Here is a 22,922-nt window from a genome sequence, read left to right as displayed (position 1 = left end):
ACTCCGGGCTCCGGCGGCGCTTTGGGGCTGCTGGCGCATCCTGACCGGTGAGCCTGGCTCGCCAATTCGGCTGCTGTGTCGTGCTCCAGCGGATGGGGCATTCCCGGGAGGACCGGCGATGGCATTCTCGGGCTGCCCCGGATGCCGTGGCCGAAGGCCGGGTGTGCCGGATCTACACTGTCGGCGGCCGGGTCAGAGCAGGACCGTCACCGCGGTGCCCAGGCTGCCGAAATCCGCGACGACCCGGCTGCCCTGTCTGATCGGGCTCGGTTGCCCGCAGACTCCCGTCGTGACAATGTCGCCGGCCTTCAGCGAACCTCCTTGCAATGCGTGGTTGTTGGCGATCCAGGCGAGGGCGGTTCGCGGATCGCCGAGCGCGTCGGCGCCGGTTCCGCGGGTGGCTTCCTCGCCGTCGATGACCAAACGTACCGGATGGGCCACAAAGTCGATCGACTGCAGGTCCGCCGCAGCTGCGGGACCCAGGATGAACTGGCATGCGCAGGCGTTGTCCGCGGCGAGCTGGGGGCCGCCAGCCCGTGTGAAGTCGCGATATCGGGAATCCGGGATCTCGATCGCCGGGTGGACATCTGCCACCGCCGCGAAGACCTCTGCTTCCGTATAGGGCGCACCGCGGGCCGGCAATGCTCTGCCGAGCACGAATGCGAATTCCGCCTCGGCGACGCTCATCCGGTTCTGACCGAGCTGCACGCTGCCGGGGCTATGGTGCACGCGGCTCTTGAGCAGGCGCCCGGCGATCGGTCCATCGACATTGATATGGCGCTGGCCGGCGATACTCGTCGCCGCAATCTTCCAGCCCGCCACGGTCTCGCCGGAGTGTTGCACGAAGGACCGCTGCACCTCGTAGCCGGCCGCCAGCGTCGCCGGCCGACAGTTCTCCGGCAGTTCGGCGACTACCGAGCCGGCGGCCCAGCAATCGTGAACGATTCGCCCGGCTTCGTCTGCGCGAGATTGGTTCATGACCGCGGCCCCTCCGGCCGGTCAGTTCGGATGGGCGGTGCCGCTAAGGCGTCGACGAGTCGGCGCCGGCCGGCCTGAGGCCAGCGCCAACCGACGCGGGAAGTTGCCGAGCTCTGTTGCCTTACCGCGGACAGCGGTTCACAAGTGTGGCCAGCGGAGCCGCTTGATCGGCGGTCAGGGAGAAGACCGCGCTCAAGGAGAATTCCGGCGACTCCAGCTCGATCCCGACGGAGTGCCCGGCGTCGAACGCACGGAGCAGCCTCTCCGGAGCGATCACCCCGGAATCGAACTGCGTCTCGTAGACCGTGTCGGTGGAAAAGCCGTGGCCGGAACGAATGACCGTGGCGGCCGTCTCCACGAATCCGCCCGTACCGAGATCGGTGACCCGCAACACACCGGACGTTTCCACGAACGGCGGCGGCTCGAGATTGAAGAAATCGGCGAAGAAGTTGGCAGGCGATTCCACCGAGACCGCGGCCTTTGCGTCCGCCGGCAGGCGGAAGTGCCAGGCCTCGGCCTGGAGGGCTCTTCCCGGATGCAGGGGCGCGACTTCGTGGCAGTCGTATTGGAGCACCATGCGGGTGGACACCCGGAACGTTTCGTCGGGTGTGGTAACCCTGGTTGAGCTGGCGGTAATGCGCAGGTGGTGTTCTCGACCATCATAGTCTGTCGAGTAGTGGACGAGCGGGTCAACGACGTTCCCGGCCGAAGCCATGGCTGCCGGTAGCAGGGCCAACAACAATATCGATAGCAAGCGAGAGGGATGAAACATGGTACAGGCCCCCTTCGGGTTGGCTGTAGCGGGATGTCGGGCTACCCGGCGAGCGTTGCGGCCTATGCGTCGGGCGACCCGAGGACATCGACCTCGAATGGCGGGCGCCGTTGCCGTCTCGATACCGCTCACGAGCGGAAACTCAGCATAGCGACAAGCAGCGAATCAGTCTATCGCCGCGGGTGCTGGACGCATGGCGGAAACCCGGTCCATTCCGCAGGAGCGAATGCTTCCTGAACCACTGCTCCCTATTCGATCAGTTCCGCGAGCGTATTGGCGTCGAATCGCCCGTCCACCTTCGACCCGTTGACGAAGAATGTCGGCGTGGAATCCACTTGCATCCGGTTTTGGCCGTCCATGCGGGTATTGAGGATGCGATTGAGGCGCGCGCGATTCGCTTCGGTATCGGCGAAACACGCATCCACATCGTCCGCGCTGATTCCAAACTGAAGAAATATTTCCTTCAGCACGTCTTTCGGGGCCTCGGCGAACGCCCACTTCGTCTGGTGCGCAAATAACTGCTCAAGTACGGGAAAGAAGTGCTTGTCGGGCTGGCAGTGGGCAAGCATGGATCCGGTCAGGGCCGGCTGATCCAGAGGGAAGTCCCGGAAGACGAGCCGCACCTGTCCCGTGTCGATGAAACGGGCCTTGATGTCAGGCAACGATTCGTTGTGGAAGGCGGCGCAGTGGGGGCAGGAAAGCGATGCGTACTCGATGATTTCATGCGGTGCGTCCGCACTTCCGAGAATCTTTTCGAGCACCGACTCGCCGGACTCCTCGGCAGCTGCGGGCCAAACCAGCAGCGCGGTTAACAGGGCGGGAAGCAGGCGCATGAGAGGGCTTCTCCTTGAATTGCCGCCGACAATATATGGCTTGCGAGCAACGTCGGGCAACGCGGAAGCGCGCCGTCTGGGCAACTTGGCCGGAGCGGGGCAGCATCGCCCGTCGGGGTTTCGCACCGCAATCGGGAACTGCCCGTGCGTGGCGACACGCAGCCTCGCAATCGGGGCGGCGGCTGTTGCGGACGAAACAGCGGGTCCTGATTCGATGCCGAGGCTCAGACCGTCGCCAGTTCCGCCACGAGCACCTCCGCCAGATGGTTGGCCCACTGTTGTGGGGCGTTCGCGTCTTCCAGGAGATCCTGGCGGATTTCGATCAGAAGGTTCGGCAGTCCCCGGACTTCCCCATGGGCTTCGGCCGTGTATCCGAATTCCGGTGTTTGGGCGTACGGCTGGTTGTTGCCAATCTTGAGGCCAGTGACCTGCCCGAGTCCGATGCGGATCCGGTCGGCAAACTGTGCTTGATTACCGCCCCACAGAATCGATGCGTGCCATGGACGCGCGATACCGTCGCCGGCAAGGGCGGGGGTGAAGGTATGGATACACAGGAGCGCGGCGCAGCGCGGGCCCAGCCGGTCGAGCGTCGTATCGATGGCATCGTGGTAGGGCCGGAAACAGGCAGTGATCCGATCGTGGCGGGCATTTGCATCCAGCCCGATATTCCCTGGAATGATCGTGCCGTCACTGTTCTCAAGGATCGATGTTTCTGAATGCGGCGACCGGTTCGGATCGATCACGAGACGGGAATAGCCGGCGAGCAAGGCGGGTGCATCCAGGAGTGCGGCCAGCTCCAACGTTACGGCTCGGGCCCCGGGGTCCCAGCCAATGTGCCGCTCAAGCTCCCTGGCGTCCAGACCCAAGTCGCTCAGTTCTTCCGGTACCGTGTTCACCGCGTGATCGCAGACGAGCAGAGCCGGGAAACGACCGCGGGGATTGGCGTGCTCGAACGGTCGAAAATCCGCGTAGGGCTGGGTCACGGGGAAGTCAGCGCCTCGGGAAGACTCGCGAAGAGGGACAGGGGGCCGCCCGGCCCCCGAAGTTCCGCGACGGGCGCTCGCAGTGCCGGTTGCAAACCGGCGACCCGGAACAGGCCGCCGCGAGATTCCAGCCGGCGGGCCACCGCGAGGAGCACTCTTCTGGCTGGCGATGCAAGGCGGGAAACCGCGGAACAGTCCAGGACGATGTGGTTTTCTCCGCTATCGATTTGCCGCATGAGTTGTTCCGCGAATTCCGACACACGCACACCTTCGATACGACCAGACAGGGAAAACACGAGAAACTTTCCGGATCTGGCCGCCGCGAAAAAAGGCACGGGGGCTCCGGGATCAGCTATTCAACCGGGCTGATCAGCCGAATCCGGTTCTTGCCATCGACGTGCTCGTGGCTGGACTGATCCGAAAACGTCCGGATCAGGTGGATTCCGAGACCGCCGATCGAACGTTCACTGACATCTGAGTTGAGATCAGGTGCTGGCGTTTCGGTGAAGGGGTCGAACGGGGCAGCATTGTCTTCGAACAGCATCTCGACCTGCCTGCCGTCACAATTGATTGATAGCGATATTTCCGGCTTCCGGTCACCAAAATCTCCGTGATTCAAACTGTTGGTGACCAGTTCCTGAATCACGAGATTGACCTTGAAGGCGCTTGCCATCGGAATATCGGCCGCGTCACAAAACTCTTCAACCTTGGTGGTCACATCACTGAGCGCGCTGATTTGGACCGGAATGTCGAGTTTCAGTGACTGCCCCATATGCAACTCCGATTCGTCACTGCCGCGTAGACCATCAATATGGGCGCCAGAGTAGGTCAGCCAGGAGGATGTTGTGCCCTGTTGCGAAATCGTATCGATTATAGCAGATTTCGCGGGTTTTGGGGAGGTTCATGGCCGTCGTTGAGCGTGACCTGCTGGGCCGTTGGGACTTGGTAGACACCTATTTGGAAGCGCCGGATGGCGAGCGGACTCCGCTCCTCGGAGAGAACCCCCGGGGCTTGATCTACTACGGGGCCGACCGCACCGTAATAGCGATGCTGGCCGGCTCCGACCTGTCGCTTCCGGAGAATCCGGTGCCGGATGCGGCGGCGGCGCGGGCGTGGGCCGGGTTCTTTGCCTATCAAGGTTCGTGGACCCTTTCTGGTTCCACGGTGCACCATACGATCCATCTATCGCACGATCCAAGGCTGATAGGTTCCACTCTTGAACGCGACATCGTTTGGGAGAACGGGGTTTTGAAGTTCAGCGGCCCGCATCCGCAGGCGGGCCCCGACCACCGTGTCATCATCTTGTGGCGGCGTCCCTAGGCAGAATCGTGTTCCGCCCGGTGGGACGCGGCGAGCGCAGCCAGATCAGGAAAGACGAAGCTGACGTCGGGGCGGTCGGTCACCGGCCTGGTCGCGCCGGGCCGTCCTTGCTGGCGGTCGATCCAAGCGGTGGCGAGCCCGGCGGCGCGTGCCGGCACGTGATCGTGGTACAGACTTTGCGCCACGTGCAGGAGTTCTCCCTTGTCGATTCCGAAGTCTTGTTCGCAGTGCTCGATCAGATAGCGGAAGTTTCGCGGATCGGGTTTGTAACTCTTGATGTCCTCGGCCGTGTAGACAGCGTCGAAACGGGCTACGAGACGGCGCTCGCTCGATGTGAAAGCAGCCCTGCTCACGTTGGAAAGAATGATCAACCGGAAGTGCTGGCCGAGGTATTGAAGCGCAGCCCCCGAATCGGGAAACGCTGGCCAATCCTGAACCGATCCGCCGAACCGGACATCGAGTTCCGGGTCGGGAGGAAAATCGAACTCTTCCGACAGGCGCTGGTGCACTCGGGCAAGCACGTCCGGATAACTGGCCCCTGGTTCCGCCTTCTGGACAGCGCTTTCGTGTCTTGCGAAGGCTGCAAGAGCAGCTGATCGGTCGGACAAGCCGGCCCGTCGCAGGGGGCTGAGAGCGTCCCAGATCCCGGTTTCCCAATCGATTAGAGTGCCATAGCAGTCGAAGCTGAGGGCTCGGAACTCACGCAGTTGCAAGGGCTCGCTCCCGTATTTCCGAAACTAAACTGGAGCGCTTGCACCGCCTGTCGAGCGCAGGCATCGCAGGCTCTTGCCGGAGTGTTCCATGCCCGATCACCGTCGAACGCGCGAGGATTCTCTTACCCGGACTCCAGAAACTGCCACTAGCAAGGTCGGTCCCGCGTTTCAACGCTTGCTGGGGCTGATGGCGGAACTGAGGGACCCGGCGCGGGGCTGCCCCTGGACCCGGGCACAAACGTTCGAGACGATCGTTCCGTACACGATTGAGGAGGTCTACGAGGTTATCGACGCCATCAGGGCGGGCGACATGGAGGCGCTGTGCGACGAACTCGGCGACCTGTTGCTGCAGGTCATCTACCATGCGCGGATGGCGGAGGAGGCCGGCGCTTTCGCCATGGCCGAGGTAATCGAAGCGCTGAGCGACAAGCTGGTGCGCCGGCATCCGCACGTGTTTGCGGAGGCGGCAGCTGCTGATTCGGAGGCGGTGGTGCGCAACTGGGAGCGCATCAAGGCGGCGGAGACGGCGCCGAGCCACGGCGGAAAGAGCGTGCTGGAAGGGGTGCTGCGGTCAGGCCCGGCGCTGGTACGGGCGCGGAAACTACAGGATGCCTTGGACCGGGCGGCTGGCGACACGGCAGGACCCGATGCCAAGCCTGCAGCCGAGAGTTACCAGCCGCTGGAGCAGCTGCGTTCGGTAGCGCCGGGCGACGCCGACGCCCGCCGTACGCTCGGGGATGCCTTGTTTGCGCTGGTGCGGCTGTCGCGGATGAGCGGAGTGGATCCGGAGGCCGCCCTCGATGATGCCAACGCGCGGTTTCAGCAGCGTGTGAGCCGGCTGGAGCGAACGCTGCAGCACGAAGGGAAGGGATTGCAGGAAGCCACCCCCGACCAGCGCGCCAGCGTCTGGCACAGCCGGTAGCGCCGCCTGGATGGGTTGAGCTCGCATCGGGGGAGCCGTAGGCACGGACGGAGCCCGGAATGCCAGGCCCCGCCGTCCGGCAACAACGCTAGTCGTTCTGTAGCAGGTGGATAAGGCTGGACGTGTCCCACCGTTTCCCGCCGCGTGCCTCCACTTGCGCGTAGAGCTGGTCGATCAGCGCAGTCACCGGGAGCCGAGCGTTGTTGCGCTTCGCCTCCTCCAGACAGATCGCGAGATCCTTCCGCATCCACTGCACAGCAAAGCCGAAATCAAATTTCCCCTCGAGCATCGTGCCGGCGCGGTTTTCCATCTGCCAAGACTGCGCAGCTCCCTTCGAAATCACGTCGATGACCTGCTCGCCGTCGAGGCCGGCGCGGCTCGCGAAATTCATGGCTTCGGACAGGCCTTGAAGCAAGCCGGCTATGCAGATTTGGTTGACCATTTTCGTGAGCTGGCCGGCGCCGGCCGGCCCCATCAGCGTGGTGGCGCGGGCGTAGCAGTCGATCAGCCCGCGGGCACGCTCGAACGTGCCGGACTCGCCACCGACCATGACGGTGAGTTGGCCGTTTTCTGCTCCTGCCTGACCGCCGGAGACCGGGGCGTCGAGAAATCCTACGCCGCCGTCGGCACTGGCGGCCGCGAGCTCCCGGGCGATTCCCGCGGACGCTGTCGTGTGATCGACCAGAATGGAGCCCGCCTTCATGCCAGCCAGCGCCCCTGTCTCTCCGGTGACGACGCTCCGCAAGTCATGGTCGTTGCCGACGCATACGAAGACAGTCTCGGCGCCTTCGACCGCCGCAGCGGGTGTCGCTCGCGATTCGCCGCCATGCTGGCTGGTCCAGGCGTCGGCCCGTGTCCGGGTTCGGTTGTAGACCACGACGTCGTGGCCGGCTGCTGCGAGATGGCCGGCCATGGGATAGCCCATGACTCCAAGACCTAGGAATGCAGTGCGTTGCGGGTTGGCCATTGCCTCGGCTTCTCCAGATGTTAGACGGTGGTCATGCGCAGACGGCGCGACGGGACATTGACGCGGCAGCCGATGGATACTCGGCTGGTTGCGGCCGTACCGGCCCATCGTGTCCCGAACGGCCTATATACATTGATTGACGAACGATGCGGGCGGTCGCGGGGATCGGGCGACGGCCGCATGCAACCCGGCTGGTCGCGCAGCGGCCGGCAGGGCGTCGCAAGCCGCAGGACGAGTAGAGAGACCGGGGGGTCGGCGCCGCCGGCCCGGGGGCGAGAGGTCGACCACCGACAGCCCCGTTCGGCAACAATCCGCGAATCGAATTCGCGAACACGCGGACGGTCAGGCAAACCGGAACAGATTGCCGAAGAAAAAAGGGGGGCCGTGCCGGGCACGGCCCCCCTTCAATGTCAAAAGCCGGGTGGGCTTCGTTAGAAGTCCATCCCGCCCATGTCGGGCATTCCGCCGCCGGGAGCAGCACCGTTCTTGGGCTTCTCGGGCTTCTCGGCAACCATTGCCTCGGTGGTGATGAGCAGGCCGGCCACGGATGCAGCGTCCTGGAGCGCCGTCCGCACCATCTTGACCGGATCGATCACGCCCGCCTTGAACAGGTCACCGTACTCGCCCTCCTGGGCATCGAACCCGAAGCCTTCGTCCTTGGATTCCAGCACCTTGCCGATCACGATCGAACCGTCGTAGCCAGCATTCGAGGCGATCTGGCGCAGCGGGGTCTCCATGGCCTTGCGGACGATGTCGATACCAACGCGCTGGTCGTCATTGCCTGGCTTGCACTTCTTCAGGCTCCGTCGCGCAGCGTAGAGGAATGCAACGCCGCCACCGGCAACGATGCCTTCCTCGACGGCTGCACGCGTGGCGTTCATGGCGTCGTCGACGCGGTCCTTGCGCTCCTTGACCTCGACCTCGGTCGCGCCACCGACCCGCACGACGGCGACACCGCCGGCCAGCTTGGCGAGCCGCTCCTGCAGCTTCTCGCGGTCATAGTCCGAGGTGGATTCTTCGATCTGCGCGCGGATCTGGTTGCAGCGTCCCTGGATGTCCTTTGTTTTGCCGGCACCCTCCACGACGGTGGTCTCCTCCTTCGTGACGAGCACACGCTTCGCGCGGCCAAGCATCCGGAGATCAACGTTCTCCAGCTTGACTCCCAGTTCCTCACTGATGACCTGACCGTCCGTCAGGGTGGCGATGTCGACCAGCATGGCCTTGCGGCGGTCACCGAACCCGGGCGCCTTGATCGCGGCGACCTTGAGGCCGCCACGCAGGCGGTTGACAACAAGCGTGGCCAGGGCCTCGCCTTCGATGTCCTCGGCGATGATGATCAGCGGTTTGCCGGACTGCACGACCTTCTCCAGGACGGGAAGAATCGGCTGCAGCGACGACAGCTTTTGTTCGTGGATGAGGAGGTACGGGTCCTCGAACTCGGCCGTCATCTTTTCGGCGTTCGTAATGAAGTACGGGGAGAGGTAGCCTCGGTCGAACTGCATGCCTTCGACCACATCGAGTTCCGTTTCAAGCGACTTGGCTTCCTCGACGGTAATGACGCCTTCCTTGCCGACCCGCTCCATCGCCCGCGCGATGAGGTCGCCGACTTCGCGTTCACCGTTCGCGGAGACGGTCCCGACCTGCGCGACTTCGTCGTGGCCCTGGACCTTTCGACTCATCTTGTTGAGTTCGGTAACGACGGCGTTGGTCGCCATCTCGATGCCGCGCCGGACGTCCATGGGATTCATTCCCGCGGCGACGGCTTTCGTGCCCTCGCGGACGATCGACTGCGCCAGCACGGTGGCGGTGGTCGTTCCGTCGCCAGCGACGTCATTGGTCTTGCTGGCCACCTCGCGCACCATCTGGGCGCCCATGTTCTCGAACTTGTCCGAAAGCTCGATTTCTTTTGCGACGGTCACGCCGTCCTTGGTCGTGCGGGGAGCGCCGAACGACTTGTCGAGCACGACATTGCGGCCCTTGGGTCCCAGGGTGACCTTGACCGCGTTGGCCAGGACGTCAACGCCCCGGAGCATGCGTTCGCGGGCGTCCCCCGAGAACTTAACTTCTTTGGCAGGCATGTGTGTGAGTTCCTTCTCTGCGGAATGACGGGACCGGGCCTAGGCCAGGACTCCCATGATGTCGGACTCTTTGACGATGACGTATTCCTCGCCATCCATCTTGACTTCAGTGCCCGACCACTTGCCGATCAGGACGGTGTCGCCCTCTTGCACATCCAGGGGCGTGATCTTGCCATCTTCGCTCCGGATGCCCGAACCAGTCGCGATGACCCTGCCCTTCATGGGCTTCTCCTTCGCGGTGTCCGGAATGATGATGCCGCCTGGCGAGCGCTCGTCGTCGTCTTCGCGCTGGACCATGACGCGGTCATGCAACGGCCTGAATTTCATGCTTCCATGCCTCTCTGATTGGAAAGGGGTGCTGGGCGTACGGCGCGTCCGTGAGGCGCCCATAAAACGGGATTGGCACTCTAACACTGAGAGTGCCAAAAAATCCGTTAGGGGTAGAAGTGGGGATGCGAACCCCCGATGTCAAGGGGCTTGGGGAAAGAGGTTTGGTGCCCCCGAACCGCGTGAGCGGGTGACGGGCCGGATTTCAGGTTTGCAACCTGGACGGATCGGTCGGCGACGCCTTTGCCAACCGTGCGTTGAGACGTCCTCGGTCGGCCGGGTCCAGCGCCACTCGCACGTGAAGAGAGGTGGCATCAGCGTGCTGACGTACCACTGCGCCTCGCCTGTACAGCCATGCAAGTGTGGAAGTGTCAGCCAGCGAGAGTTCGACATCGAACTCGCTTCGGGTTTGACCAAGACAGCGGTCGACGGCCTCCAGCAGCTCCGTGACACCGGAACCGAGCAGGCCTGATGCAGGAATCGCGGCCGGCAGCTGCGCTTGCAGCAGCTGTATGTCGTCGTCGGCCATCTGGTCGATCTTGTTCAGAACTTCAAGTTGCGGGTCGGCGCCATCGGCAAGTGCTCCCAGCGTGGACAGCACGCTGATGACGTCGCGCCGCTGCGCCGCCGTTTCCGGGTGGGTGATGTCGCGGACGTGAACCAGGAGGTCGGCATGCACCGCCTCTTCGAGGGTGGCACGAAACGCCGCAATCAGCAGGGTCGGAAGATCGGAGACGAAGCCCACGGTATCGGAAAAGACCACGGTGCGGCCGGAAGGAAGCGCCCGTGCCCGCATCAGCGGATCCAGCGTGGTGAACGGCAGGTTCCGGGCGTCGGTGGATTGTCCGGTGAGGCGACTGAACAGCGTGGACTTACCGGCGTTGGCGTAGCCGACCAACGCTACGGTCGGGTGGTCGCGACGCTGTCGGTGAAGGCCCCGTCGTCGCCGCACGTCTTCAAGCTCTTTCCGGATCCGGATGACGCGTTCAGTGATCAGTCGACGATCGAGCTCGATCTGCGATTCGCCCGGACCGCCGAGAAACCCGAAACCGCCGCGCTGGCGCTCCAAGTGAGTCCAGGATCGGACCAGCCGGCTCCGCTGCCATTCCAGATGTGCGAGTTCCACCTGCAGACGCCCCTCTCGGGTGGCTGCACGGGCACCGAAGATTTCGAGGATGAGCGAGGTACGGTCCAGGACCTTCGTTTGCAGCAGATCTTCCAGGTTGCGCTGCTGGACCGGCGTCAGATCGACATTGAACAGGATCAGGTGTGGCGCTTCCGCGGCACCAGCGATGTCCGCCCGGAGGGATTCCAGGACGCCGGGTCCGAGCAGTGTGGCGGGCCGAGGCTGCCGGACTCTGAACTGCTCTGCACGCTTGACCCGAAGACCAATGGAATCGGCCAGTGAACAGGCTTCAGCGAGCCGGTTGGCCTGTGTACGCAGCTGCGGGTCGTTTCCCCTGACAACCGGGTGAACAACCCAAACCGGAACCTCGGCCACCGGTGCTGAAGTCACTCGTCCGTTGATGCCGGCTCGGGCCCGCGCGCCTCCGGCTCGCCCGGTTCTCCGAGGCTGATCGGCTTGCTCGGAACAATCGTGGAGATCGCGTGCTTGAATACCAGCTGCTGGTTACCCGACGTTGAAAGCCAGATGCAGAATTCGTCAAATGCCGTAACGGTTCCGCGAAGACGTACACCGTTCATGAGGTGAACCGTCGTTTGCGTACGCGACTTCCGGAGCCGATTCAGGAAAGAGTTCTGTAGCGCTCCTCGATGCTGGGCGGCCATGGTCTCCCTCGGAGGTTCTTGCGGAAACGATGATACTAGAAGGGCTGTCAATTCGACGCTGCGGCAGGCGGCGCTGCGTTCGCCGCCATTACGGATACCGGGAAGCTGGTGCCGCGCCAGCCGCCACGCAGACGGTGTTCGCCGGTCGGCAGGCGGTCGTGCAGTTTCGGTCAGGCAGGTGCTACGGGGTGCACGATGACTCGGTTACCCTGTCGCAGCCGCACGTTCCGCGTGTCGCATGCCTGACGCCAGGAGCAATGCTCAGGAGGGCACGAGGCGGCACGCCGGTAGCGCCAACTACTTGAGGGATTCTCATGACACACGTGACTGCCCGGGATCTTGAGCACCTTGCGGCTTGGGACACACCCACAATTTGCAACGCGCTTGAGATGGTGGTACCGGACCGGCGGGCGACCGGCTTCACCGTTCGCCCCATGGTTTGTGCGGATCCCGACCTCAAGCCAATCGTCGGCTGGGCGCGCACGGCCACGATCCGTTGTAGCGTCCCGTCCGAGGCGCCGGCTGAACAGCAGCAACGCGGCAGGATCGCGTACTACGAGTACGTTGCGGATGGCGTGCGGCCGGCGGTTGCGGTGATTCAAGATATCGACCCCAATCCCGGGTTTGGTGCCTTCTGGGGCGAGGTGAACACGGCTGTGCACAAGGGCCTCGGGGTACAGGGAGTCGTCACGAACGGATCCATCCGTGACCTGGATGCCTGCGCTCCCGGCTTTCAGTTACTGGCCGGCATGGTGGGTCCCAGCCATGCACATGTACACGTCGTGGAGACCGGCTGCCCTGTCGAAGTGTACGGAATGAGGGTCGAGCATGACGCCATCATTCATGCCGACCGTCATGGGGCCGTCGTCATTCCACCGGAGGCAGTGAAGGAGCTCCCAGCGGCCGTCGACCTGTTGACTCGGCGCGAGGCCGTGATTCTGGCGTGCGCACGCCAGCCCGAATTCGATATCGCGCAGCTCCGGCGCGCCATGGCCGACGCGAGGGAAATCCACTGAACGCCTGCCGCCGCGGGGAGCGACGGCGGGGCCGTCGGCGTTGCGGGCTCAGTCGAACAGGAACACGCCTTTGCCCGTGGTCTGCGTATCGAACAAGCGATAGGCATCCACGGCTTCATCAAGCGTGTACCGATGGGTGAAAATCTTCTCCAACGGAATCTTGCGGTCAGCGATGAAGCGGGCGCACTCGGCCTGTCCGGTCGGGTTGAACGTCCAGGAGCCAATGATGGTGAGTTGCTTGCGGAGCATGTCGCGGCTGACGTCGATCGTGACGTCGCCACCTTCACCGACAAAACATACGGTGCCCCATCGCCCCGTCGAACGCACTGCCGCCGAGCGAGCCGCGGAGGAAGCGCTGCAATCGATGGCCAAGTCCACCCCTCGGCCGTGGGTAAGGTCCATCAGGGCCTCGACCGGGTCAGTGGAAGCGGCGTCGACAGTCGCGTCAGCGCCGAACTCAGTGGCGAGCGCCAGCCGTTCCGACTCCACTTCGACGGCGATGACCCGCGCGCCCATGGCTTCGCCGAGCAGTGCGGCGCTGAGACCGACCGGTCCGAGGCCGAATACCGCAAGGGTCGAGCCCCCAAGTCGGGGCAGGCGGCACAGCGCGCCGTAGGCGGTTCCGGTACCGCAGGCGATCGCAGAACCCTCGGCAAAGCTGAGTGCTTCAGGCAATGGAACGAGGCTGATGGCCGGTACCACGATGTAGTCGGCGTGTGCACCGTCGGCCGTCACGCCGTAGACCTTCACGGGCCCGGTTTCACACATCTGCGTCCAGCCAACCCGGCAGGAGTCGCACAGGCCGCACCCGGCATAGTGGTGATTCATGACCCGTGCATCGATCGGTGCGGCTTCCGGCGTTACCCCGGCCCCCCGCTCAGCAACCACGCCGCAGGGTTCGTGGCCGCCAATGATTGGCGGCACATCGTCCCCTAGACCGAGTGCACGTTGCGCTTCCCCTGGTGGCGGCCGATAGAACTTGAGATCACTGCCGCACATTCCCGACGCTTTGATCTTGAGCACGACCTCGCCAGGGCCGGGAGTAGGGTCGGGAATTTCGCGCAAGTCCAGTTCGCGGTTCCCGAGGAAATACAGTCCACGCACGACGGTCTCTCTCCCAGTTACTTGTCAGGGCGGGTCATGTACTGGCAGATGCCCGGGTTCGTCGCAACTGCTCTGGGGCGGGGACGCGCCTCGAACTACTGGAGCCGCGGATGCCGTCCTGTGTTGCGCCAATTGCCGGCCTGTCCGGCTTATCCCGCTGAATCGACCTCGGGGGGCATGCCGGGCGCGCGCGACGGCTGCACGGAACCATGGGCCTGCTTGATCGGCCACGGACGGCCCTTTGCCTTTGCCTGCCGCTTCATGTGCAGCATGGTGGAGTGCGCATTGCTCCGATCCGGTGGTCGACCGACTGCTTCCGCGAGATCCTTCCATTTCTTACCGGCAGCGCGCATCTGATAGAGGCGCTCGAAGACGTCCTCGCCATCAGACGCTGCTTTCCACGATCGCCGCACGTCGCGTGAATTCGAGGTCCTCTGCGGCGACTGGAGCTGTGCCGGCCGCGTTCCCGCCGACGTTCCCCTGCGATGGGATCTCGCGGCGTCTCTGGCAGCTTGGTAGTCAGGCATCGACTTCAGGATCTGCTGCACGCGTGACCCCGACACCCCGAACTGTTCGCCTACGGCCCGGAGAGACGCGCCTTGCTGGTAGGCGTTGAGCATTTCAATCCTGCGGTCGCGTGCGGGCCGCCACTCCCTAGTATAGCCATCTTCTTGTGCGATCTGCCGAAGCTCACCCACGACCGCCGAAACGATACGCCGCATCGTCGTCCGAAAGCCGCGGATGGTCAGGTGTTCCTGAATCATGTTGGTTTCTCCAGACCGCCTTGGTTCGAGGGCTGGCGACCGCGCCAAACCGACAACCGTCGACGAAGCCGAGGTCTACCTCTCAGGCGGTCGTCGGCTTCTGTGGAGCCCGAGCGACCACTGGGCCGACTCTTGACCGGTGCGGCTTTGTTCCCCTGAATTGCGATGGATGCCGCATGAACATTGCTCGAGGACCCGGCAAGTGGGGACGGTACAGTCCCATAAGTTCGAGTCGTGAAAGACCGGAATGAAAATAAATTTATTTGCATTTCGCGCAATTTAGTATGTATTTCCGGATTGTCAAAGAATCAAGTGTGCCACGCCGTACGTACCTTGCCATCCACAAGTTGGCAGTAGCGATACTTTATTGGTTCGGAATTGCGAACTGTGCACGGTTTCAAGGGGTCTGGCTGAAGGCGGCTTCAAGAGGTCAATTCGATCCCGCTTCATCGGAATTGCCGCCGCCTCCGCGGTGCGGATCACGGCGGTGCCGTGGCGTGACGAACGATAGCGACGCCGGCGCCAATGAACGAGCCAAGGTTCCTGCCGTCCAGGCGAGAGGACTCGTTCCCGCACCCTGTGTATTCCTCGATTGCCCAGCCCGCCATCCTGTCTTCCGGTGCCGGTCGGCGGAAGCAAACATCCGAGTCTTTCCGTGACAACAATGGCGACCGGCGCCATCTCGCGCAGGTACCCGCCGGTGCAGTGCCCGCGCGAGGATCGGTTCTCGCCATAGGACCGCGCAGCGCATCAGATGAGACATGTTCCTGGCCGTGACGGCAGTCGCGGAAGGCCATTGGCGATGGTCTCAGTGATACGGACGCCAGCCTCCGTAGGATTAATGATTCAGTATGTTACTTGGAACCCTGTGGCCGCGAACAGATCGTTGCATCACGTCTGCTGGACCGTGATGAGCGACAGGGTGAGCCGGGTTTATGGTTGGGGCGTATTGCGGATGTCGGTGGCTCAGGTCTGACGGTCGCGGACGGCCTCGGGAGGGACGTGGGCACGAGGTCAGTTGCGGCGGTCGGGCCGCGTACTCGCGATCTCGTACGGGTGTCGGTACGGACGATGAAGGCGGTCCATGACGGCCGCTGGCAACGCCGAGAAGTTGAGTCGGCGATTTACCGACCGAGTCACCTTGAACTCCGGCGGCCCGGTGGGGTGACGACAGCGTCACGGGTCTGTTTGCGCCGGTGCCCTTGGCAAGATAACCATCGGCATGCCTGTCCGGTCCAACCGTATGCGTTTGCGGCGGCATCGTCATAATGCTGTCAGGGAACACGACTTCTCCGAATGTAATATCCACGGCCGGAGCCCGCATATTGCGAGAGGTTGACGGAGGCCTCGTGTGAAGTATCAAAACTTGGCGGCGATCATCCTGATACTGGTAGGGTGCTCGGCCCACGCCGCGGACATCAGGCCCGGTGTCGTCTACGACCTCGGTGGCAAATTCGACAAGTCGTTCAACGAAGGCGTCTGGAACGGTGCCAAGCGGTTCGCCGCCGATACGGGAATCGAGTTTCGGGACTTCGAAGTTCAAACGGATTCCCAGCGGGTTCAGGCGCTGCGTACGTTCGCCCGCCGCGGCTACGACCCGATCCTCGCCGTGGGTTTCCAGTACGCGTCGGCATTGGAGAGAATTGCCGCCGAATTTCCCGAGACCCGCTTCGCCATCATCGACTCGGAAGTTCACCGGCCAAATGTGCGATCGATCGTGTTCAGGGAACACGAGGGCGCATTCGTTGTGGGAGTGCTGGCCGCAATGGCTAGCCGCACCGGAAAGCTGGGGTTTGTCGGCGGCATGGACGTACCGTTGATCCGGAGGTTTGCCTGCGGCTATGTGCTGGGAGCGCGGCACGCGAGCCCCGACGTCGAGATCTTCCAGAACATGGTGGGCACTACCGGCGCGGCCTGGAACGACCCCGTGAAGGGGGCGGAACTCGCTAGGTCGCAGTTCGACCGAGGCGCTGACGTCATCTTTCATGCTGCGGGTACCACGGGTCTTGGAGTACTCCAGGCGGCGGCAGACGCGGACATGTTGGGGATCGGGGTCGATTCGAACCAGAATCATCTCCATCCCGGAAGTGTCTTGACGTCAATGCTGAAACGGGTCGACGTGGCAGCCTACGAGGTATTTGACAGCGCCCGTCAGGGCACGTGGACGGCCGGCGTGCGCGAACTGGGTCTGAAGGAAGGCGGGGTCGGCTGGGCGCTGGATGAATTCAACGAAACGCTTGTCTCCCCCGGGATGAAAGCCGCCGCAGACCGCGCGGTAGCGGACATCAAGCGCGGGAACATCCGCGTCCACGACTACGTCGCGGACGGACGCTGTCCAGTGGACTAGCCGAAGGGCGCTTCCGGCCATCGATGGGATGGTGACCGCGGCGAACGGTGCACCAGCCGTAGAGCTGTGTGCCGTCGACAAGTGGTTCGGCCAAATTCATGCCAACCGGCGGGTGCACCTGTCGGTGCCGCCCGGGACTGTCCACGGCATCGTTGGAGAGAACGGCGCCGGCAAGACCACGCTGATGAACATCCTGTACGGATTCTATCGCGCCGATCGAGGCAAGATCCTGATTGCCGGCAAGCCCCTCGACTTCAGGCACAGCGGCGACGCCATAGCGGCTGGAATCGGCATGATTCACCAGCACTTCATGCTGGTGGAACCGTTTACGGCAGTCGAGAACGTGATGCTGGGAGCGGAGGGCAGCCCGCTGCTGGGTCCGGCCGGCCGGCGGGCGAGGCGAGCGCTGGCGGAACTGGAGCGCGAATTTGGCCTGAAGGTGCCCACGGATGTGCCCGTCGGTGAGCTGCCGGTCGGACAGCAGCAGCGGGTCGAAATCCTGAAGGCCCTGTACCGGGGGGCTGACATTCTGATCCTGGACGAACCCACCAGCGTGCTTTCCCCGCGGGAAGTGGAAAGGCTGTTCCGCATCCTCCGTACGCTGGCTGGTCGGGGCAAGACCATCATCCTCATCACCCACAAGTTGGCGGAGATCGTGGCGGCCACCGACCACGTATCGGTCATGCGAAACGGCGCGGTCGTGGCTCATCGACGCACTGCCGACACCACGGTTTCCGAGATCGCGGAACTGATGGTTGGGAGGCAAGTTCGCCCGGCAATCAGGCGGGGTCCGGTCGAGCCGGGCCGTTCTCTCTTGGATGTTGATCGGGTGACCGTACGGGATTCATCTGGCGTTGTGCGCGTGCACGATGTGTCGTTCTCGGTCCGCGCGGGTGAGATAGTGGGAATCGCCGGCGTCGCGGGCAACGGGCAGAGCGAACTCTTGGAAGCGTTGGCTGGGCTCAGGCCCGTCGCCACGGGACGGATCCTGGTGGACGGGGAACCGACAGTCTCCAACAGTCGCGACCGCCGCCGCCGAGGCGTAGCCCACGTCCCCGAGGACCGCCAGCGCACCGGACTGGTCATGCCCTTCCGGGCCTGCGAATCGGCCATCCTCGGCTACCACCACGATCGCCGCTACGGTCGTGGACTGATGCTGGATTGGCCGGCCGTTTCCGGCGACACCCAGAGCCGGATGAAGGCGTTCGACGTCCGACCGGCGAACCCCCAGCAACTGACGGCCGAACTCTCGGGTGGCAACCAGCAGAAGTTGATGCTGGCCAGGGAGGTAGAGCGCGCCTCCAAGGTGCTGCTTGTCGGCCAGCCCACGCGCGGGGTCGATCTCGGTGGCGTCGTGTTCATCCATGACCGCATTCGAAGCCTGCGCGACGCCGGCAAGGCGATACTGCTGGTATCCGCGAATCTGGACGAGATCCTGGACCTGTCAAATCGGGTCATGGTCATGGCAGGCGGCCGCATCATGGGTGAAGTTCCGGCAGGACGGGCGGCTGAACGGGACCTCGGACTGCTGATGGGCGGAGTGCGCGAGTCGGACGTCCCGGATCACGCTCAATGAGCGTCACGGCACCCGATCCCGTCTCGGGCCTTCCCCGCTGGTCGGTGCTTGGGCTGCTGCCCGGGCTCAACCTGCTGGCCGCGTTCGCCGCCTGCGGCCTGATTGTGCTGCTCGCCGGAGAGGATCCGTGGCAGGCGGTGCAGGTATTGGTGGGGGGCGCCTTCGGGTCTGCCGATGCGGTCAGCTACACCCTGTTCTACGCCACCAGTTTCGTCTTTACCGGCTTGGCGGTGGCCGTGGCGTTTCAGTGCGGTCTGTTCAACATCGGTGGAGAAGGGCAGGCACTGATCGGCGGACTGGGTGTGGCCCTGGTCTGCCTGTACCTGGATTTCCTCCCATTTCTCCTGCTGGTGCCGGTTGCGATCGCGGCTGCCGCGCTGTTCGGGGCGGCCTGGGCATTTGTGCCGGCCGTTCTTCAGGCCGGGCGCGGCAGCCACATTGTCATCACCACCATCATGTTCAACTTCATTGCAACGTCGATCATGGTGTACCTGCTGGTCGACGTCATGTCTCCGGCAGGTTCGATGCAGCCGGAGACCCGTGCCTTTGCCGAACACGCCCGCCTCCCTTACATGCATGAGGTAGCTGCCGCTCTTGGATTGGAACTCCCGTCTTCACCGCTCAACGTGTCGCTCGTTCTGGCGCTCCTCTGCTGTGCCGGGGCGTGGCTGTTTGTCTGGCATACCCGAGCCGGTTACCGCACGCGGGTGGTTGGCGCCAATCCGGCAGCAGCGGTCTTCGGCGGGATATCGCCCGGTGCGCAGGTGCTGGTGGCGATGATGCTCTCGGGAGCCTTGGCGGGATGCATGAGCCTGAACGAGCTGATGGGTGTGCAGCATCGGCTCGTGCTCGAATTCACCGGCGGGTTCGGTTTCGTCGGCATCGCGGTAGCCCTCATGGGACGGTGCCATCCTGCGGGGATCGTGCCTTCAGCAGTCCTGTTTGGTGCGCTGTACCAGGGTGGGGCGGAACTGGCCTTCGAGATCCCCGCGATCACACGCGACATGGTGGTGATCATTCAGGGGCTGGTCATCCTGTTTGCAGGCGCGCTCGAATACATGTTCGCCCCGGCGCTTCGGCCCTTCCTCACGCGTCGCGCGGTCGATTGACATGGAGGTCTTGGTGGCCGCGGTCGTGGTTCTCGATTCCACATTGCGTCTTGCCACGCCGCTCGTTCTCGCGGCACTGGCGGGCCTGTTCTCCGAACGCTCCGGGATCATCGACATCGGGCTCGAGGGCAAGATGCTCGGCGCGGCCTTCGCGGCAGGTTGCGTTGCGGCCGTCACGGGTTCGGCCTGGGTCGGGCTGACTGCAGCCATTGCAACGTCCGTACTGCTGGCGCTCCTGCACGGGTACGCCTGCGTCACGCACCGGGGGAACCAGGTGGTGTCCGGGCTCGCGATCAACATTCTGGTTTCCGGCCTGACTGCGTTCCTCGCGGTGGCCTGGTTCGCACAGGGCGGCCGCACGCCCCAGCTCCCCGATTCGGCGCGCTTCCTGTCCATGGAGTGGCCGGGGGCGGGCGTGCTCGAAGCGGTTCCGATCGTGGGCGTGGTGTATGGGGAACTCCTGAGCGGCCACAACGCGATCGTGTACCTGACCTGGCTGGCGGTTCCGGTGGTGGCACTGGCGCTCTATCGGACCCGGTTTGGCCTTCGTCTCCGGGCGGTTGGCGAAAACCCCTACGCGGTCGACACGGCAGGCGTGTCGGTTTCGGGGGTCCGCTATCGTGCGCTGGTCTGCGCGGGCGTGCTTTGCGGTCTGGCCGGCGCCTATCTCGCACTGGCGCAGAGCGCTGGGTTCCTTCGCGACATAACCGCGGGAAAGGGCTACATCGCCCTAGCTGCACTGATCTTCGGCAATTGGCGTCCCGTGCCGGCGGTGCTGGCCTGCTTGCTGTTCGGCTGCCTCGATGCTGTGTCCATCCGGTTGCAGGGCGCATCGCTGCCCGGTCTGGGCGAGGTGCCGGTTCATCTGGTGCAGGCGCTTCCCTACGTGCTGACCGTGCTGCTGCTGGCCGGGTTCGTGGGGCGCGGCGTGCCACCGAAAGCGATCGGCATCCCGTACACGAGAGAAGGGTAACCGGGCGTTCGGGATCCGGCCGAACCGCCCCCAGATATCCGCGGCAAGCCGGCCGTCAGTCCTCCCGGTGCCGACCGTCGCGCGCCGACACCGAATTCGGGAAACTCGGCGGGTTCCGGCTCACCGCAACACGAATGGGTTCGGAACTTCGCTGGCCGTGCTGATCCAGACGCTCTTCGTCTGCAGGTACTCGCGAATCGCGTCCGCGCCATTTTCCCGCCCGATTCCGCTCATCTTGTAGCCCCCGAACGGGGACATGAAGCTGACGGCGCGGTACGTGTTGACCCAGACCGTGCCGGCCTGCAGTCGGTCGGCAACGGTGATCGACCGCCGGACGTTCTGGGTCCAGATGCCTGCGGCAAGGCCGTACATGACGTCGTTCGCGATCGCGACGGCCTCGTCGTCATCGCGGAAGCGAATGATGGAGAGCACGGGGCCGAAGACCTCTTCCTGCGCGATCCGCATGTCGTTGTTCACGTCGTCGAAGATCGTCGGCTCCACGAACCAGCCGTCCCCGCACTCCGGGCGCTGGGCGGCCCGGCCGCCGAGCAGGCAGTTGGCGCCCTCCTCCTTGGCGATCGAGATGTAGTTCAGCACCTTGTCGAACTGCGGCGGGGTCGTCACCGGGCCGACCTGAGTGTCCATGTCCATCGGGTCGCCCATGCGCGCGGTTTCCGCGGTCCGCAACAGTCGTTCGACGAACTCGTCGTGGATGTCTTCCTGCAGCAGCAGCCGCGAACCGGCGACGCAGGTCTGGCCGGATGCCGCGAAGATTCCTGAGATGGCGCCCTTGACGGCATCCTCGATGTCGGCGTCTTCGAACACGATGTTCGGCGACTTGCCACCGAGTTCCAGTGTCACGCGCTTGAGGCCGCCGGCCGCCGTCTCGTAGACGTGCCGACCGGTAACACTGCCGCCCGTGAAGGCGACCTTGGCGACATCAGGGTGCGAGATGAGCGCCTCGCCGACCTCACGACCGTACCCGGTGGCCACGTTCACCACGCCCGGCGGGAACCCGGCTTCGTCCACGAGCTTGACGAACTCGAGCGCCGACGCGGACGTGTACTCGGATGGCTTCAGGACCACCGTGTTGCCGGCGGCGAGCGCCGGTGCCAGCTTGTACGCCGTGAGCAGCAGCGGCGAATTCCAGGCTGTGATCGCGACGACCACGCCGAGCGGTTCGTGACGGGTGTAATTGAACATGTCCGGCTTGTCGGACGGGATCACGGCACCCTCGACCTTGTCCGCGAGTCCGCCGAAGTAGTAGTACCACTGGGGCACGTACCGGAGCTGCCCGCGCATTTCGGCGATCAGCTTGCCGTTGTCCTGAACCTCGGTTGCGGCTAGCCGGTCGGCATCGCGGGCGATGAGATCGCCGAGCCGGCGCAGCAGGTTGCCGCGCTCTGTCGCGGTCAGGCGGGGCCACTCGCCGTCGACGAACGCATCCTTGGCGACGGCGACGGCGCGGTTCGCGTCGTCCGCGTTGCCGCGGGGAATCAATGCCCAGGGCTTGCCGTTGAACGGGTTGTCCGTTTCGAGCCATTCCCCCGACAGCGGGTCCACCCACGTACCTCCAACATGCATCTGATACTTCGGAAGCTGGGCCATGGTTCCCTACCTCGATGGTCGACCGGAGACAAGTGATCCACGCATGGCATCGCGCGTGCCCGCGAGTCTATACGACGGCCTGACGGCGGCGGTCGCGCGGAGACGCCTGCGAGCGGGGGCGCTGATGGCGGCTGCGGCATGTTGATGCCGCAGCGCAGTGGCGTGGATCCGGTCGGCGCAGTCCCCCTCGGCGGATCGGCAAACGCGTGGTGGACGGGTATCAGGTGCGCAACCGGGGTATCGTGATCGCGCCTTGGTATTCCGCCGAGGAAAGCACTACGTCATACGGGATGATGTGCCCACCCGGCAGCAAGCGAACCACCCTCTTCTCGAATCGCGCGCTGCGCGGGCCAAGTCTATGGTGCCGGGGGGCATGACCAAACGACCAGCTGGATAGTTCACAAGCGCGATGACTTCATCAGATACCACGTTGTACCCATACCTCTGCATTATTGGCGCAGGCTCCGGCGGCTTGAGCGTCGCGGCCGCCGCGGCGCAACTCGGCGTCGACACCGTCCTGATCGAACGCGGCAAGATGGGCGGCGATTGCCTGAACTATGGATGCGTACCGTCCAAGTCCCTGATCGCAGCCGCGCACGCCGCCCACGCCACGCGTCACGCCGGCAGGTTCGGCGTTGAGGCGGCGCCCCCGAGCGCCGACTTCCAGCGGGTCCGCGATCATGTGCAGGGTGTCATCGAGTCGATCGCGCCCCATGATTCGCAGGAACGCTTCGAGGGACTGGG

The 22,922-nt window shown here is 64.1% G+C and carries 23 protein-coding genes; 8 read left to right on the top strand and 15 right to left on the bottom strand.

Annotated features, from left to right (window positions below; translation table 11 throughout):
- Positions 1-192 precede the first annotated feature (192 nt).
- The 6 genes from OXH60_09565 to OXH60_09540 all read right to left on the bottom strand — a co-directional run bounded on the left by OXH60_09565 (position 193) and on the right by OXH60_09540 (position 4,338).
- Positions 193-978, bottom strand: a complete 786-nt coding sequence (locus OXH60_09565) for a fumarylacetoacetate hydrolase family protein (GenBank protein MDE0712365.1) — start codon at positions 976-978, stop codon at positions 193-195.
- Positions 979-1,099: 121 nt separating this feature from the next.
- Positions 1,100-1,714: a hypothetical protein gene (locus tag OXH60_09560; GenBank protein MDE0712364.1), complete on the bottom strand. Its 615-nt coding sequence runs from the start codon at positions 1,712-1,714 to the stop codon at positions 1,100-1,102.
- A 284-nt stretch (positions 1,715-1,998) separates the two neighbouring features.
- Positions 1,999-2,643 carry a thioredoxin domain-containing protein gene (locus OXH60_09555; protein MDE0712363.1) on the bottom strand — a complete coding sequence of 215 codons (645 nt, stop codon included), beginning with the start codon at positions 2,641-2,643 and terminating at the stop codon, positions 1,999-2,001.
- Between the two features lie 164 nt (positions 2,644-2,807).
- The gene (locus OXH60_09550; GenBank protein ID MDE0712362.1) at positions 2,808-3,566 is read right to left on the bottom strand and encodes an N-formylglutamate amidohydrolase; all 759 of its coding nucleotides are present in this window, start codon (positions 3,564-3,566) and stop codon (positions 2,808-2,810) included.
- Positions 3,563-3,901: an STAS domain-containing protein gene (locus tag OXH60_09545; GenBank protein ID MDE0712361.1), complete on the bottom strand. Its 339-nt coding sequence runs from the start codon at positions 3,899-3,901 to the stop codon at positions 3,563-3,565. The genes OXH60_09550 and OXH60_09545 overlap by 4 nt, the downstream gene beginning before the upstream one ends.
- A gap of 17 nt (positions 3,902-3,918) precedes the next feature.
- On the bottom strand, positions 3,919-4,338 hold the full coding sequence (locus OXH60_09540) for an ATP-binding protein (protein ID MDE0712360.1): 420 nt from the start codon (positions 4,336-4,338) through the stop codon (positions 3,919-3,921).
- A gap of 131 nt (positions 4,339-4,469) precedes the next feature.
- Between OXH60_09540 and OXH60_09535 the strand changes: the two genes are divergently transcribed.
- Positions 4,470-4,886 (top strand): lipocalin-like domain-containing protein, encoded by a 417-nt coding sequence (locus OXH60_09535; protein ID MDE0712359.1) that lies wholly within the window; start codon positions 4,470-4,472, stop codon positions 4,884-4,886.
- Here OXH60_09535 and OXH60_09530 read toward each other — a convergent pair.
- A complete protein-coding gene (locus OXH60_09530) occupies positions 4,883-5,599 on the bottom strand; it encodes a haloacid dehalogenase type II (GenBank protein MDE0712358.1) in 717 nt (238 codons plus the stop codon). The two genes, OXH60_09535 and OXH60_09530, sit on opposite strands and share 4 nt — an antisense overlap.
- An 88-nt stretch (positions 5,600-5,687) precedes the next feature.
- Here OXH60_09530 and mazG point away from each other — a divergent pair, with 88 nt between their 5' ends.
- The gene (mazG, locus tag OXH60_09525) at positions 5,688-6,521 is read left to right on the top strand and encodes a nucleoside triphosphate pyrophosphohydrolase (protein MDE0712357.1); all 834 of its coding nucleotides are present in this window, start codon (positions 5,688-5,690) and stop codon (positions 6,519-6,521) included.
- A gap of 88 nt (positions 6,522-6,609) precedes the next feature.
- Here mazG and OXH60_09520 read toward each other — a convergent pair whose 3' ends face one another.
- The 5 genes from OXH60_09520 to hfq form a co-directional block, all read right to left on the bottom strand.
- The gene (locus OXH60_09520; GenBank protein ID MDE0712356.1) at positions 6,610-7,488 is read right to left on the bottom strand and encodes an NAD(P)-dependent oxidoreductase; all 879 of its coding nucleotides are present in this window, start codon (positions 7,486-7,488) and stop codon (positions 6,610-6,612) included.
- Between the two features lie 431 nt (positions 7,489-7,919).
- On the bottom strand, positions 7,920-9,566 hold the full coding sequence (groL, locus tag OXH60_09515; GenBank protein ID MDE0712355.1) for a chaperonin GroEL: 1,647 nt from the start codon (positions 9,564-9,566) through the stop codon (positions 7,920-7,922).
- Between the two features lie 39 nt (positions 9,567-9,605).
- Entirely contained in the window at positions 9,606-9,893 is a 288-nt protein-coding gene (locus tag OXH60_09510) for a co-chaperone GroES (GenBank protein ID MDE0712354.1), read from the bottom strand.
- Positions 9,894-10,098: 205 nt separating this feature from the next.
- Positions 10,099-11,409, bottom strand: coding sequence for a GTPase HflX (gene hflX, locus OXH60_09505; GenBank protein MDE0712353.1), 1,311 nt, complete (start codon positions 11,407-11,409; stop codon positions 10,099-10,101).
- Positions 11,406-11,681, bottom strand: coding sequence for an RNA chaperone Hfq (hfq, locus tag OXH60_09500; GenBank protein MDE0712352.1), 276 nt, complete (start codon positions 11,679-11,681; stop codon positions 11,406-11,408). Before hfq ends, hflX begins: the two co-directional genes overlap by 4 nt.
- A 314-nt stretch (positions 11,682-11,995) precedes the next feature.
- Here hfq and OXH60_09495 point away from each other — a divergent pair, with 314 nt between their 5' ends.
- Positions 11,996-12,697 carry an RraA family protein gene (locus OXH60_09495; GenBank protein MDE0712351.1) on the top strand — a complete coding sequence of 234 codons (702 nt, stop codon included), beginning with the start codon at positions 11,996-11,998 and terminating at the stop codon, positions 12,695-12,697.
- A gap of 48 nt (positions 12,698-12,745) precedes the next feature.
- Here the strand turns inward: OXH60_09495 and OXH60_09490 are convergent, their stop codons facing one another.
- Positions 12,746-13,801 (bottom strand): zinc-binding dehydrogenase, encoded by a 1,056-nt coding sequence (locus OXH60_09490; protein MDE0712350.1) that lies wholly within the window; start codon positions 13,799-13,801, stop codon positions 12,746-12,748.
- 149 nt (positions 13,802-13,950) lie between these two features.
- Positions 13,951-14,565 carry a hypothetical protein gene (locus OXH60_09485; protein MDE0712349.1) on the bottom strand — a complete coding sequence of 205 codons (615 nt, stop codon included), beginning with the start codon at positions 14,563-14,565 and terminating at the stop codon, positions 13,951-13,953.
- Between the two features lie 1,351 nt (positions 14,566-15,916).
- Here OXH60_09485 and OXH60_09480 point away from each other — a divergent pair.
- The 4 genes from OXH60_09480 to OXH60_09465 are packed head-to-tail and all read left to right on the top strand — an operon-like array spanning position 15,917 to position 20,570.
- Positions 15,917-16,912, top strand: a complete 996-nt coding sequence (locus OXH60_09480; GenBank protein MDE0712348.1) for a BMP family ABC transporter substrate-binding protein — start codon at positions 15,917-15,919, stop codon at positions 16,910-16,912.
- Between the two features lie 28 nt (positions 16,913-16,940).
- Complete coding sequence (locus tag OXH60_09475; protein MDE0712347.1) at positions 16,941-18,488, top strand: ABC transporter ATP-binding protein; 1,548 nt, start codon at positions 16,941-16,943, stop codon at positions 18,486-18,488.
- A complete protein-coding gene (locus OXH60_09470; GenBank protein ID MDE0712346.1) occupies positions 18,485-19,597 on the top strand; it encodes an ABC transporter permease in 1,113 nt (370 codons plus the stop codon). Before OXH60_09475 ends, OXH60_09470 begins: the two co-directional genes overlap by 4 nt.
- 1 nt (position 19,598) lies before the next feature.
- Positions 19,599-20,570: an ABC transporter permease gene (locus OXH60_09465; protein ID MDE0712345.1), complete on the top strand. Its 972-nt coding sequence runs from the start codon at positions 19,599-19,601 to the stop codon at positions 20,568-20,570.
- A gap of 120 nt (positions 20,571-20,690) precedes the next feature.
- Here OXH60_09465 and OXH60_09460 read toward each other — a convergent pair whose 3' ends face one another.
- A complete protein-coding gene (locus OXH60_09460; protein ID MDE0712344.1) occupies positions 20,691-22,178 on the bottom strand; it encodes an aldehyde dehydrogenase in 1,488 nt (495 codons plus the stop codon).
- 409 nt (positions 22,179-22,587) lie between these two features.
- Between OXH60_09460 and OXH60_09455 the strand changes: the two genes are divergently transcribed.
- Positions 22,588-22,922: FAD-dependent oxidoreductase (locus tag OXH60_09455; protein MDE0712343.1), on the top strand; the 335-nt coding region annotated here is incomplete at its 3' end.

Source organism: Rhodospirillales bacterium (assembly GCA_028824295.1).
Classification (GTDB): Bacteria; Pseudomonadota; Alphaproteobacteria; order TMED109; family TMED109; genus VXPW01.
The sequence above is the reverse complement of the archived record's forward strand: the minus strand, read 5'-3'. Positions and strand labels throughout refer to the sequence as shown.